This is a genomic window from uncultured Microbacterium sp. (genome assembly GCF_963528945.1).
Classification (GTDB): domain Bacteria; phylum Actinomycetota; class Actinomycetes; order Actinomycetales; family Microbacteriaceae; genus Microbacterium.
Map to the genome: position 1 here is coordinate 12,827 of NZ_CAURWX010000001.1, position 12,987 is coordinate 25,813.

Genomic DNA, 12,987 nt, shown 5'->3' on the forward strand with positions numbered 1-12,987 from the left:
CCCCGGGGGTCTCGACGTGTGCCTCGCTCTCAGCGCGAGCGGGGAGCGTAGCGCTGCGGCGCGTGCGTCGACGCGACGAGGGCCCGGAGCCCGTCGAGGGTCGCGGGTGCAGCGCCGAGCGCGCGGGCCTGCACGAGCACGTTGCCGAGTGCCGTCGCCTCGACGGGACCGGCGAGCACGGGAAGGCCCGTGCGATCGGCGGTCGCCTGGCAGAGCACGGTGTTGAGCGACCCGCCGCCGACCAGGTGCACGGTGTCGATGTCGCGACGCGTCAGGGCGGATGCGGTGCCCACCGCATCCGCGAACGCCTCGGCGATCGATTCGATGATGACGCGCGCGAACTCCGGGCGGTCTCGCGGTGGCTCCGCGCCGGCCGCGGTCAGGAGCGCCGCGATACGCGCCGGCATCCCCCCGGGCGCCGCGAGGGACGGGTCGTTGGCGTCGAAGACCGGCACGGCCTCGTCGACATCGGCGGCCGCGGCCAGGAGCGCCGCCAGGTCGACCGGGGCGCCGTCCTCCTCCTCCCAGGCGCGGAGCGTCTCGCTGAGCAACCAGAGACCGGCGACGTTGTGAAGGAACCGGAAGTGCCCGTCGACCCCGCGCTCGTGGGTGAAGTTCGCCTCACGGGCGGCGTCGGTGACGACCGGAACCGTGGTCTCGACGCCGACGAGGCCCCAGGTGCCGCAGGAAATGTACGCGGGAGCGGCCGAGGTCATCGGCACCGCGACCACGGCGGACGCGGTGTCGTGCGACCCCACGGCGATCACCGGGGCATCGCTGCCGATCCGGGCCGCGATCGCGGGTCGGAGGCGTCCGATCGTCGTCCCAGGGTCGACGAGGCGCGGCAGGAGCGACGGCTGGATGCCCAGGCGCTCGGCGAGCGAGACGTCCCAGTCGCCCGAGTGCAGGTCGAGCAGACCGGTGGTCGACGCGTTCGTGCGTTCGGCGACCCGTTCACCGGTGAGCAGGTACGCGATGAGGTCGGGGATGAGCAGGGCCGTATCGGCCTCCGCCAGCCGCTCGTCGACCCGGTACTGGTAGAGCGTGTTGAACGGCAGGAACTGCAGTCCGTTGCGGCGATACAGCTCGGCGAAGGGCGCGATGCCGTGCACCTCGGCGACGCCGCGGGCGGTGCGGCCGTCGCGGTAATGGAACGGCTCGGCGAGCAGCTCGTCGCCGACGAGGAGGCCGTAGTCGACGGCCCACGAGTCGATGCCGATGCTCTCGATCCCCGGCTCCCGACGCACGGCCTCGGCGAGGCCGTCGAGAACGTGCTCGTACAGCGCGGAGAAGTCCCAATGGAGACCGTCCTCGCGCTCGACGGGACCGTTCGGGAAGCGGGAGACGAGTTCGAGGTCGAGCGTCCCGTCGCCGACGCGGCCGATCATCACCCGGCCGCTGGTGGCACCGAGGTCGACCGCCGCGACGGCGCGGGTGCTCATCGCAGGAACGCGGCGGCGACGCCGGAGTCGACGGGGATGTGCAGACCGGTGGTGCGGCTCAGCTCGGGCCCGGTGAGCACGTACACGGCGTCGGCGACGTTCTCGGGCACGACCTCGCGCTTGAGGATGGTGCGGTTCGCGTAGAACTGGCCCAGGTCCTCCTCCGCGACGCCGTACGTCGCCGCGCGGTTCGCGCCCCAGCCCGAGGCGAAGATGCCGGAGCCGCGCACGACGCCGTCGGGGTTGATGCCGTTGACGCGGATGCCGTGCTCGCCGAGCTCGACGGCGAGCAGCCGCACCTGGTGCGCCTGGTCGGCCTTCGTGGCCGAGTAGGCGATGTTGTTCGGGCCGGCGAAGACGGAGTTCTTCGACGAGATGTAGATGATGTCGCCGCCGAGCTTCTGGTCGATGAGGGCGCGGGCGGCCGCCTTCGACACGAGGAACGATCCCTTCGCCATGACGTCGTGCTGCAGGTCCCAGTCCTTCTCGGTGGTCTCCAGCAGGGGCTTCGACAGCGACAGTCCGGCGTTGTTGACGACGAGGTCGACGCCGCCGAACGCGAGCACGGCCTCGTTCAGCGCGGCCTGCACGGCATCGGCGTCGGCGACGTTCGCGGCGACGCCGATCGCGACGTCGGTGTTGCCGAGCTCGGCGGCCGCGGCCTGCGCCTTCTCGAGGTCGAGGTCGGCGATCACGACGCAGGCGCCCTCGGCGGCGAGGCGCGTGGCGATGGCCTTGCCGATGCCGCTCGCGGCGCCGGTGACGAATGCGACGCGCCCCTGGTGGGACTTCGGCTTCGGCATCCGCTGCAGCTTCGCCTCCTCCAGCGCCCAGTACTCGATGCGGAACTTCTCGGCGTCGGAGATGGGGGAGTACGTCGACAGCGCCTCGGCCCCCCGCATCACGTTGATGGCGTTGACGTAGAACTCGCCGGCGACGCGAGCGGTCTGCTTGTTCGCGCCGTAGGAGAACATCCCCACTCCGGGCACCAGCACGATGAGCGGATCGGCGCCGCGGATCGCGGGGGAGTCGGCCGTCGCGTACGCGTCGTAGTACGCCTGGTAGTCGGCGCGGTAGGCGGCGTGCAGCTCGTGCAGGCGGGCGATCTGATCGTCGACGGATGCCGTCGCCGGCAGGTCGAGGATCAGCGGCTTCACTTTGGTGCGCAGGAAATGGTCGGGGCAGCTCGTGCCGAGCGCCGCCAGCGCCGGAGCCTTCTCGGAGGCGAGGAAGTCGAGCACCACCTCGGCATCGGTGAAGTGCCCGACCATGGGCTTGTCGGTCGAGGCGATGCCGCGGATGGTCGGCGCGAGAGCCGCCGCGCGGTCGCGCCGTTCCGCGTCGGGCAGCGGGGTGAACCCGGCGCGCTCGGCGCCGAACGGCCGCTCGGAACCGTGTTCGGCGATGTACGCGGCCGCCGTGTCGATGATCCACTGCGAGTTCGTCTCGGCCTCGTCGGAGGTGTCGCCCCACGCCGTGATGCCGTGGCCACCGAGGATGCAGCCGATGGCCTGCGGGTTCGCCTCCTTGATGGCGGCGATGTCGAGGCCGAGCTGGAAGCCGGGGCGCCGCCAGGGCACCCAGGCGACCTTGTCGCCGTAGATCGCCGCCGTGAGGGCTTCGCCGTCGGCGGCGGTTGCGATCGCGATGCCCGAGTCCGGGTGCAGGTGGTCGACGTGCGCCGCGTCGACGAGGCCGTGCATGGCCGTGTCGATCGAGGGAGCCGCGCCGCCCTTGCCGTGCAGGCAGTAGTCGAAGGCCGCGACCATCTCGTCTTCGCGGTCGACGCCGGGGTACACGTCGACGAGCTGGCGCATCCGGTCGAGGCGCAGCACGGCCAGCCCCTGCTCGGTGAGCGTGCCCAGGTCGCCGCCCGAGCCCTTCACCCACAGCAGGTCGACGGGCTGCCCGGTGACGGGGTCGACCTCGGAGCCCTTCGCCGATGTGTTTCCGCCCGCGTAGTTGGTGTTCTTCGGGTCGGAGCCGAGGCGGTTGCTGCGCGCGAGAAGAGCGGCGGCGGTCGGATTCGTCATGTCGTGTCTTTCGATCGTGAAGGAGAAATCGGGTCGGCGCTCAGGCGCCCCAGCCGGCCTGCACGCCGCCGACGCGATCGGCGGCGATCTTCGGGGCGTAGCCGGAGGCGGCGTAGGCGGCCATGGGGTCGGCGGCCATGCCGCGACTCTCGCGCCACTCGGCGAGGGCCGGGCGCACGTCGGTGTAGAACGCATCCATGAAGACGGCGTTGGCGGCGAGCACGTCTCCGGATTTCTGGGCGGCGGACAGGGCGTCGCGGTCAACGAGCAGCGCGCGGGCGGTCATCTCCTGCACGTTCAGCACCGACCGGATCTGCCCGGGGATCTTCTCCTCGACGTTGTGGCACTGGTCGAGCATGAAGGCCACGTCGGGGTTGCCGAGGCCGCCGCCGCGCACCACCTCGAAGAGGATGCGGAACAGCTGGAACGGGTCGGCGGCGCCCACGATGAGGTCGTCGTCGGCGTAGAAGCGGGAGTTGAAGTCGAACGAGCCGAGCTTGCCGAGTCGCAGCAGCTGCATGACGATGAACTCGATGTTCGTGCCGGGGGCGTGGTGCCCCGTGTCGAGGCACACCATCGCCTTGTCGCCGAGTGCGCTCACCTGCGCGTACGAGGTGCCCCAGTCCGGAACATCCGTGTGGTAGAAAGCCGGCTCGAAGAACTTGTACTCGAGCACGAGGCGCTGGTCGTCGCCCAGGCGTGCGTAGATCTGCTGCAACGATTCCTGCAGTCGGTCCTGGCGACCGCGGAGGTCGGCCTGACCGGGGTAGTTCGAGCCCTCGGCGAGCCAGATCTTCAGGTCGCGGCTGCCCGTCGCGTCCATCACGTCGATGCAGGCGAGATGGTGGTCGATGGCCTTGCGGCGCACCGCGGCGTCTTCGTGGGTCAGGGCGCCGAACTTGTAGTCGTCGTCCTGGAACGTGTTGGAGTTGATCGTGCCCAGCGTCACGCCGAGATCCTCGGCGTAGGTGCGCAGGTCGGCGAACGAGTCGACCACGTCCCACGGGATGTGCAGCGCGACCGAGGGGGCGAGCGCGGTGTACTTCTGCACCTGCGCGGCATCCGCGATCTTCTCCCACGGGTCGCGGGGCGTGCCGGGAGTGCCGAAGACCTTGAAGCGCGTGCCGGAGTTCCCGAACGCCCAGCTCGGGAGCTCGATGGCCTGCTTCTCGAGCGCGGCGAGGATGTCGGGGGTGAGGATGCTCACGATGCACTGCTTTCGTCGAAGGGTGATGCGTGGTGCCCGCCGGCGGCGGCGAGCTGGTCTTCGAGGTGGAAGACCTCGGTCAGCGGGGCGGCTGCCTGGTCGGGGCGGCCGTCGAGTCCGTCGAAGTAGGGAGCCATCTCGGCTTCCCATCGAGCGGCGATCGGGGAGGCGGCGAGGTAGGCCTGAGCGGCGGCGTCGTCATCGGTCTCGTAGTAGCCGAACAGCACGCCACCCTCGCCCAGGAACAGGGAGTAGTCGCGACGGCCGGCGGCCGCGATCTCGGCGAGCATCTCGGCCCGCACGGGTGTGTGACGCGCGACGTACTCCTCGACCAGATCGGGGCGGATGCGGAGCTGGAACGCGACGCGGGTCATGGGTGTCCTTCCGGTATCCGGCCGGCATCCGCGGATGCCGGCCGGACGGGTGACTCAGAAGTCGAAGTCGCCGATGTTGTCGGCGTTGAAGACGAACGGGTCGCCGAGGAGCACGACGCCATCGGCTCCGACGGTGTACTCGCCCAGGTCTCCGGCCTCGAACGTGTCGCCTTCCTCGCCCGTGATGTCGCCGGCGATGAGCGCCTGCGCCGCGAAGGCGGCGAGGTAGCCCAGGTCGGCCGGGTTCCACAGGGCGAAGGAGGTGACGGTGCCGTCCTCGACGTACTCGCGCATCTGGTTCGGGGTGCCGAGTCCGGTCAGCGCGACCTGGCCCTTGAAGTCCGAGGTCGAGAGGTAGCGGGCGGCGGCCGCGATGCCCACGGTCGTGGGCGAGACGATGCCCTTGAGGTCGGGGTGGGTCTGCAGGAGCGCCGCCGTCTTGTCGAACGAGGTCTGGTCGTCGTCGTCGCCGTACACGGTCTCGACGATGGTGATGTTGGGGTAGTCGCTGGCGACGTACTCCTCCATCAGCTCGATCCAGGCGTTCTGGTTCGTCGCGTTCGCCGAGGCCGACAGCACGGCGATCTCGCCGGCGCCGCCGATCTGCTCGGCGATCTCGTCGATCTGCACCTTCGCGATGCCCTCGGAGTCGGCCTGGTTGATGAACAGGTCGCGGCACTCGGTGTCGGTGTCGGAGTCGAACGTGACGACCTTGACCCCGGCGTCTCGCGCCTCGTTGAGAGCGTCGCAGATCGCCTTGGGGTCGTTCGCCGAGACGACGAGAGCGCCCACGCCCTGCTGGGTGGCGGTGTTGATGTAGCTGACCTGCGCGTCGGGGGTGGCCTCGGCCGGTCCGACCTCGGAGAACTCGCCGCCGAACTCGGCGACGGCCTTCTTGCCGCCCTCGCTCGACGTGTCGAAGTACGGGTTGCCGAGGTTCTTCGGCAGGAAGGTGATCGACAGGTTGGAGCTGTCGCCACCCGATCCGCCGCCGTCGCCGTCACCGGAGCCGGTGGTGCAGCCGGTGAGGGCGACCGCTGCGGCGACCGCGAGCGCGGCGACCGCGGCCACGCGCGTGCGTGCAAACATCATTGTTCGTTCCTTTCGTCGGGAGTTGCCGCGGGCGCGGCGTCCATCGGTGTCATGACGCTGTGGTGGCGACGCCGACAGGGGGTCTGCCCGGCCGGCGGCGCTTCTTCTGCACCCAGGCCAGGACGCTTGCACCGACCACCGAGATCACGAGCAGTGCCCCGGTGATGATGTTGATGACATCGGAGGTGACGTTCACGAGGCGCAGGGCGCTGGCGAGCGATCCGATGAGGAGGGCGGCGGCGATGACGCCGTAGATCTGGCCGCGGCCGCCGAAGACCGACACGCCGCCCAGCACGACCGCGGCGATGACCTGCAGCTCCAGGCCGGTGGCGTTGTCGCCCCGGGCGCTGCCGTAGCGCAGCGTGTAGAAGATGCCGGCGAACGCGGCGACCGCGCCCGAGAGCACGAACAGCACGAACTTGGTGCGCTCGACGTTCACGCCGGAGAAGTGCGCGGCGTCCTTCGACAGGCCGACGGCGTACACGCCCCGGCCGAACGGCGTGAAGTGCAGCAGCACCACGAACGCTGCGAGCAGCACGAGGAACGGGATCATGATCGCCGGGATCGAGGTGCCCGTGATCTTCGCCTTCGCGAGATCGGTCCAGACCTCGGGGAAGTCGGTCACGGCCGTCGTGCCGAGGAAGCCGACGGCGAGTCCGCGGAAGAGGGCGAGGGTGCCGATGGTGACGGCGAGGGAAGGCAGCCCGACGACGGTCACCAGGAAGCCGTTGAACGCTCCGCCGACGACTCCGACCACGAGGGCGGCGAGAGCCGCGACCTCGAAGGGCAAGCCGCCCTGCACGAGTGCTCCGGTGACGACGCTCGACAGGCCCACCATGCTGCCGACGGAGAGGTCGATCTCGCCGGTGATCATGATCAGGGTCATCGGCAGCGCGATGAGCAGGATCGGCGCGATGTCGAGCAGTAGGTAGGTGAGGGTGATCGGCTGACCGAAGCCCCGCACCGTGGAGGCCGAGACGATCGCGACGAGCAGGAGGAGCGCGACGATGGCCGCCTCGCGGGTGAGCAGCAGCCGCCGCCAGAGCGGGCGGTCGTAGTCGCGGATCACCCGCGTCGTCGACGTGGTCGTTGTCGCGGTGGTCATGATTCGTCCCTCGCCTCGATGAGCCGCCGTCTCTGCCGTACCGCGAGGACGCGGTCGAGCACGATGGCGCCGATGATCAGCAGACCGACGACGGCGCGCTGCCAGAAGTCGGGGATGCCGAGGATGGGCAGTGCCCGGTTGATCGTGAGCAGCAGTACGGCGCCGATGGCCGCGCCCCACACCGAACCGATGCCGCCGGTGATGGCGACGCCGCCGATGACGGCCGCGCCGACGGCGTCGAGCTCCCACCCGGCGCCCGCCTGCGAATTGATGGTGCCGTAGCGGGCGGCGTAGAAGACTCCGGCGAGGCCGGCGAGCGCGCCGGAGAGCACGAAGGCGGTGAGCACCCGACGGGTGACCTGCAGGCCGTAGAGCTCGGCGGCAGCGGGGTCGGACCCGATCGCGTAGTACTCGCGACCCCCGCGGGTGTTCTTCATGTACCAGGCAGCCACCGCCAGGACGACAACGGCGACGATCGCGAGGATCGGGATGCCGAGGATCTGCCCGGTGCCGAGGGCGAGGAATTCGCGGGGCATGTCGGATGCGTTCACCCGATCGCTGCCGGTCCACAGCACGTTGATGCCGCGGTAGGCGTAGAGCGTGCCGAGGGTGATGACCATCGCCGGCACCTTGGCGTAGGCGACGAGGGCGCCGTTGACGAGCCCGAGCAGGCCGCCGAAGACCACCGCGGCGAGCACGACCAACGGGATCGGGATGCCGGGCACGTCGATGAACAGGCGACCGGTGAGATAAGCGGTGAGGCCCATGACCGAGCCGACGGAGAGGTCGACGTTGCGGGTCACCAGCACGATCGCCTGCCCGACGGCGACGAGCACGAGGATCGACGGCGTGAGCAGCAGGTCGCGCCAGCCGTCGGCGCTGAACAGGAACTTCGGGTTGTTCAGCGTCGCGGCGGTGACGACGAGCACGAGAGCGAGCAGGATGCCGAACTCGCGCGCGCGGCCGAGTCCGGAGATTCGCTTGGTGAGAGCGGAGACGGGGATGGCGGTGGTCACGGGGTGAGCTCCGATGCGTGCGTCGCGGCGAACATGACGTTCTCGGAGGTGGCCTCCGAGCGGGAGATCTCGGCGGTGATGCGCCCCTCGCGCATGACCAGCACGCGGTCGGCCATGCCGAGCACCTCGGGCAGCTCCGACGAGATCATGAGGATGCCCATCCCCTCTCCGGCGAGCTGGGAGAGCAGGCGGTGCACCTCCGACTTGGTGCCGACGTCGATGCCGCGGGTGGGTTCGTCGATGATGAGCACCTCGGGGTGGGTGGCCAGCCACTTCGCCAGCACGACCTTCTGCTGATTGCCGCCGGAGAGTGTGGCGGCGACGGTGTCGAGCGCGTGCGACTTGACCTCGAGGCGGGTGGCCCATTCGCGGGCGGCGCGATTCTCGACCGCCGTGGTCAGCAAGCCGAACTTCGCCAGACGGCGACGGATGGCGAGGGTGATGTTCCCGCCGACCCCCGCCTCGACGACGAGTCCCTGCTTGCGCCGGTCCTCGGGCACGAGGGCGAGTCCGGCGCGCATGGCGTCGACCGGGCGACGGGCCCGGATGCGGCGGCCCTTCATCGTCACGCTGCCCTCGCGGTATCCGTCGACGCCGAAGATCGCGCGCGCCACCTCGCTGCGACCTGCGCCGACGAGGCCGGCGAGCCCCACGATCTCGCCCGAGCGCACCGTGAACGAGATGTCGTGGAAGATGCCGGGGCTGGTGAGTCCTGCGACCTGGAGCAACGGCTCGCCGATCGTCGTCTCCTGCTTGGGGAAGAGCTCGGTGACCTCGCGGCCGACCATCTGGTGCACGATCTCGTCGACCGTCGTGTCGGCGATCGCGCTGGTGGCGATGTAGGCGCCGTCGCGCATCACGGTGACGGTGTCGCAGAGGGCGAACACCTCATCGAAGCGGTGCGAGATGAAGATGAGCCCGCGGCCCTCGTCGCGCAGGCTGCGCGCGATCGCGAACAACCGCTCGACCTCGACCCCGGAGAGCGCGGCGGTCGGTTCGTCCATGATGAGCAGCGAGGCGTCGAGCGACACCGCCTTCGCGATCTCGATGACCTGCTGGTCGGCGATCGACAGACCCTCGGCGGGGCGGTCGGGGTCGATCGTGACTCCGAGCCGCGTGAACAGCCGCTCGACCTCGTGCCGCATCGCCTTGCGGTCGATGCGGCCCAGCCGACCGGTCGGCTGTCGGCCCATGAAGATGTTCTCGGTGACCGAGAGGTCGGGGAAGAGCGTGGGCTCCTGGTAGATCACCGCGACGCCGGATGCCTTCGACTGGGCGGTCGAGGTGAAGTCGACGTCTTCTCCGCGCAGACGGAAGGTGCCGCCGTCGCGCTGGTAGAGGCCGGCGACGATCTTGACGAGCGTGGACTTGCCGGCGCCGTTCTCGCCGACGAGGGCGTGGATCGATCCGGGATCGACCGAGATCGTTCCCGAGCGGAGGGCGATCACCGAGCCGAAGGCCTTCTGCACGTCTGCGAGCTGCAGCACAGGCGCGGTCGAGGGTGAGGACATCATTTCTCTCTCCATTGAGGGAATGAATCGTTTCAAACCCTGTGGCTCCGACAGTAAAGGCTGTGTTGACGCCTGTCAAGACGGCATGAGAGTCTGTTACCGCGTCCGTTACTGATTCGTTTCATTTCGCGGACGAGACGAGATGGAGGCCGCCGTGGCGGTGAGTGTGCGCGAGGTCGCCGAAGATGCGGGAGTCTCGGTCGGGACCGTGTCGAACGTGCTCAACCGCCCCGAGAAAGTCGCCGCCGACACCGTCGCCCGGGTGCAGGCATCCATCGACAGGCTGGGTTTCGTGCGCAACGACGCCGCGCGTCAGCTGCGCGCCGGCCGCAGCCGTACGATCGGCCTCGTCGTGCTCGACATCCGCAACCCGTTCTTCGCCGAGATCATCCGCGGGGCCGAGGAGCGCGCAGACGAGCACGGCCTCTCCGTGCTCGTGGCCAACAGCGACGAGAAGCAGGAGCGCGAGGCGATGCACCTCGACCTGTTCGAAGAGCAGCGCGTCACGGGTGTGCTCGTGACGCCCGTGGCGGAGTCCCTTCCGCGGCTCGCCCGCATGCACGATCGAGGCACGCACGCGGTGCTCGTCGACCGCGAGTCGCATGATGAGCGCTTCGCCTCCGTCGCCGTCGACGACGTCGAGGGCGGTCGCATCGCGATGGAGCATCTGCTGAGTCTCGGCCGACGCCGCATCGCCTTCGTCGGCGGCCCCGTCGCGCTGCGCCAGGTGTCGGATCGTCTCAGCGGCGCACAGGCGGCGGCCGCGGCGGCGGGCGTCGGCCTGGAGTTCGTGGCCACCGCGGCGCTGACCGTCGAGGAGGGGCGCCGGGCGGGACGGCTCATCCTCGACCGCCCGCGCGCCGAGCGACCCGACGCGGTGTTCGCGTCGAACGATCTGCTCGCCCTCGGCATCCTGCAGAGCCTGGTGATGACCGGAGACGCGCGCGTGCCCGACGACATCGCCCTCATCGGTTACGACGACATCGACTTCGCCGCCGCGGCCGTCATCCCGCTCAGCTCGGTGCGCCAGCCCGCCGCGCTCATCGGCTCCACCGCCGTCGACCTGCTGTTGCGCAGCCAGGGGCGCGAGGCGCCATCCCGCGAACACGTGCTGTTCCGCCCCGAGCTCGTCGCACGCACCTCGACCGTCGGCGACGGCGGCCCCGGTTCGTGACAGCCCGTCGAATCCGTTACGATGGTGACGTGCATCCGTCCTTTCGGGTTCGGATGCCTGGAGACGTCGCATAGTCCGGCCTAGTGCACCACCCTGCTAAGGTGGAGTCCCCTTACGGGGACCAGGGGTTCAAATCCCCTCGTCTCCGCACCAGAACCCCGGGAGGCATCGCCCCCGGGGTTTCTCCGTCTCCGTGTCGGTCGCCTCCGCTACGGTCGACTCGACAGCGGTGGTCGCGCGAGTCGGCCGCCTCGACGGGGGGCATGCGCATGGATGGGCAGAACAGCGACGCGGTCGCGGGGCGGCACCGGATCGACGTGTCGAAGCGGGGTCTCGAGATCGACGGCTCACGGCTGACCTCGCTCGCGATCGACGAGCTGTCGCGTGCGCTGGGCCAGCCACGTATCGTCGCGCCGGATGCTCGGGTGGAAGCGGGCGCGAAGGCGCCGAAGTCCCTCGTGATCTGGGATGACGCCGGAGTGTGGGCGTGGTCGGCCGACCTGCGCTCCGCGACCGAGCTGGGCGTCATGATCGCCGACGACGCCGCGTGGGCAAACCGCATCACATTCGACATCGCCGAGAAGCGCCCTCACGGCATCGCCGCAGACGGCTTCACGATCGACGGCGGCGCCCCGCTCGCGGCCGTCCCCGAGAGCGACCTTCGCAAGGCCTACCTCTTCATCGACGTCGAGCTCGGCGAGTGGGACTGCACCCTCATGCTCACCTCCGAGGCCGCGGCGTTCTCGCGCGGCATGGAGGTGCGCGACCGGCTCGCCGCCATCGACAGCGGCGCGATCGCGGCCGACCTCCGATTACAGCAGACACCGTTCCGCGAGGCGTCGATCATGCATCGAGCCGCTGCCGAGACCCCGGCGCCGCAGCCCACCCGGTCCTGGGGGCACACCCCGGCGCAGGGCCCGGTGCTGCACTTCGACACCCCCGCCTTCGCCTACGCGGTGGTGCAGCACCTCATGTACGACCGCGAACTCCTCGGCCCCGCGTTCGACGTGCACGCCTTCGCCGTCGACACGCCGGGCGTCACGGCACCGCTCGACAACGACGGAACCGTCATCCCCGAGGTCGCCGAATGGTTCGCGACGCTGCCCGTGCCGGCATCCCTCGCCGAACAGGTCGAGGAGCTGTACCTCGACGGCGGCAACGACATCTACCTGCAGCTCGCCCCGCAGTGGGACGGAGAAGACGAGGCGTTCGTGATCCCGACGATCTCGCCGCAGGAGCTCGCGCAGTTCCCCCGGCTGACCACCGTCGAAGACATGGGCGGATTCCTCGGCGACGAGGCGCGCCGCCAGCTCGCCGAGGCCGGGGTCACGGTCGTCGACTGACGCGGGGCGCACGTTGCGCGCAGGCATCCGTCTCGCGCCGAAGGGGAAAGGAGCAGACCGATGGCGATCGATCCGAAGAAGACGATCGACGCGTACCGGGCGAAGCAGGGGGAGCTGCGCCTGGTCGAGGTGCCGCCGATGCAGTATCTGATGGTCGACGGCGCGGGTGATCCCAACACGTCGCCGCAGTTCGCGGATGCCGTCACGGCGCTGTACCCGATCGCCTACGGAGTGAAGTTCGCGAGCCGCGAGCAGTTCGGCATCGACACGGTGGTCATGCCGCTCGAAGGGCTCTGGGATGCACCTGACCGCGCATCCTTCACCACGCGGCGGGACAAGACGCAGTGGGTGTGGACCCTCATGATCATGGTTCCCGATCACGTCACGACGGAGATGGTCGAGGCTGCGCGAGCGGCAGCGCTGCGCAAGAAGCAGCCGTCGAGGCGGCTGGAGGAGGTGCGTCTCGAGACCCTCGACGAGGGGCTCGTCGTGCAGACGCTGCACGTGGGTCCGTTCGACGATGAAGGCCCGGTGCTCGACGACCTGCACCACCGCTTCGTGCCGGAGAACGGGCTCGCGATGACCGGCCTCCACCACGAGATCTATCTCAGCGATCGCCGCCGCGTCGAACCCGCGAAGCTACGGACGATCCTGCGGCAGCCGGTGATACGGGTCGGTTGAGCGTCCGAA

The 12,987-nt window shown here is 69.8% G+C and carries 11 protein-coding genes and 1 tRNA gene; 4 read left to right on the forward strand and 8 right to left on the reverse strand.

Translation table 11 applies throughout. From position 1 onward, the window contains the following. Positions 1–29: 29 nt before the first annotated feature. The 8 genes from RWS82_RS00065 to RWS82_RS00100 are packed head-to-tail and all read right to left on the reverse strand — an operon-like array spanning position 30 to position 9,783. Positions 30–1,442, reverse strand: a complete 1,413-nt coding sequence (locus RWS82_RS00065) for a rhamnulokinase family protein (protein ID WP_314645563.1) — start codon at positions 1,440–1,442, stop codon at positions 30–32. Beyond that, positions 1,439–3,475 carry a bifunctional aldolase/short-chain dehydrogenase gene (locus RWS82_RS00070; protein ID WP_314645566.1) on the reverse strand — a complete coding sequence of 679 codons (2,037 nt, stop codon included), beginning with the start codon at positions 3,473–3,475 and terminating at the stop codon, positions 1,439–1,441. Before RWS82_RS00070 ends, RWS82_RS00065 begins: the two co-directional genes overlap by 4 nt. Before the next feature lie 40 nt (positions 3,476–3,515). Continuing rightward, positions 3,516–4,682, reverse strand: a complete 1,167-nt coding sequence (rhaI, locus tag RWS82_RS00075; protein WP_314645569.1) for an L-rhamnose isomerase — start codon at positions 4,680–4,682, stop codon at positions 3,516–3,518. Next, positions 4,679–5,056, reverse strand: coding sequence for an L-rhamnose mutarotase (locus RWS82_RS00080; protein ID WP_314645571.1), 378 nt, complete (start codon positions 5,054–5,056; stop codon positions 4,679–4,681). The genes rhaI and RWS82_RS00080 overlap by 4 nt, the downstream gene beginning before the upstream one ends. A 54-nt stretch (positions 5,057–5,110) precedes the next feature. Continuing rightward, entirely contained in the window at positions 5,111–6,148 is a 1,038-nt protein-coding gene (gene rhaS / locus RWS82_RS00085) for a rhamnose ABC transporter substrate-binding protein (protein ID WP_314645572.1), read from the reverse strand. Positions 6,149–6,197: 49 nt separating this feature from the next. Continuing rightward, complete coding sequence (locus RWS82_RS00090) at positions 6,198–7,253, reverse strand: ABC transporter permease (protein ID WP_314645573.1); 1,056 nt, start codon at positions 7,251–7,253, stop codon at positions 6,198–6,200. Then, positions 7,250–8,269: an ABC transporter permease gene (locus RWS82_RS00095; protein WP_314645575.1), complete on the reverse strand. Its 1,020-nt coding sequence runs from the start codon at positions 8,267–8,269 to the stop codon at positions 7,250–7,252. Before RWS82_RS00095 ends, RWS82_RS00090 begins: the two co-directional genes overlap by 4 nt. Next, positions 8,266–9,783 carry a sugar ABC transporter ATP-binding protein gene (locus tag RWS82_RS00100; RefSeq protein WP_314645576.1) on the reverse strand — a complete coding sequence of 506 codons (1,518 nt, stop codon included), beginning with the start codon at positions 9,781–9,783 and terminating at the stop codon, positions 8,266–8,268. Before RWS82_RS00100 ends, RWS82_RS00095 begins: the two co-directional genes overlap by 4 nt. Positions 9,784–9,934: 151 nt before the next feature. Between RWS82_RS00100 and RWS82_RS00105 the strand changes: the two genes are divergently transcribed. The 4 genes from RWS82_RS00105 (at position 9,935) to RWS82_RS00120 (ending at position 12,978) form a co-directional block, all read left to right on the forward strand. Beyond that, a complete protein-coding gene (locus tag RWS82_RS00105) occupies positions 9,935–10,954 on the forward strand; it encodes a LacI family DNA-binding transcriptional regulator (RefSeq protein ID WP_314648132.1) in 1,020 nt (339 codons plus the stop codon). Between the two features lie 59 nt (positions 10,955–11,013). After that, positions 11,014–11,102, forward strand: a tRNA-Ser gene (locus RWS82_RS00110). Positions 11,103–11,223: 121 nt separating this feature from the next. Next, positions 11,224–12,297: a DUF6892 domain-containing protein gene (locus RWS82_RS00115; protein WP_314645577.1), complete on the forward strand. Its 1,074-nt coding sequence runs from the start codon at positions 11,224–11,226 to the stop codon at positions 12,295–12,297. Positions 12,298–12,357: 60 nt separating this feature from the next. Then, the gene (locus RWS82_RS00120; protein WP_314645579.1) at positions 12,358–12,978 is read left to right on the forward strand and encodes a GyrI-like domain-containing protein; all 621 of its coding nucleotides are present in this window, start codon (positions 12,358–12,360) and stop codon (positions 12,976–12,978) included. The last annotated feature ends 9 nt before the right edge of the window (positions 12,979–12,987 follow it).

Coding starts and splice junctions, on each gene's coding strand:
- rhaS (WP_314645572.1), bottom strand. CDS start 6,148: ATGATGTTTGCACGCACGCGCGTGGCCGCGGTCGCCGCGCTCGCGGTC.
- RWS82_RS00100 (WP_314645576.1), bottom strand. CDS start 9,783: ATGATGTCCTCACCCTCGACCGCGCCTGTGCTGCAGCTCGCAGACGTG.
- RWS82_RS00090 (WP_314645573.1), bottom strand. CDS start 7,253: ATGACCACCGCGACAACGACCACGTCGACGACGCGGGTGATCCGCGAC.
- RWS82_RS00080 (WP_314645571.1), bottom strand. CDS start 5,056: ATGACCCGCGTCGCGTTCCAGCTCCGCATCCGCCCCGATCTGGTCGAG.
- RWS82_RS00065 (WP_314645563.1), bottom strand. CDS start 1,442: ATGAGCACCCGCGCCGTCGCGGCGGTCGACCTCGGTGCCACCAGCGGC.
- RWS82_RS00070 (WP_314645566.1), bottom strand. CDS start 3,475: ATGACGAATCCGACCGCCGCCGCTCTTCTCGCGCGCAGCAACCGCCTC.
- RWS82_RS00120 (WP_314645579.1), top strand. CDS start 12,358: ATGGCGATCGATCCGAAGAAGACGATCGACGCGTACCGGGCGAAGCAG.
- RWS82_RS00115 (WP_314645577.1), top strand. CDS start 11,224: ATGGATGGGCAGAACAGCGACGCGGTCGCGGGGCGGCACCGGATCGAC.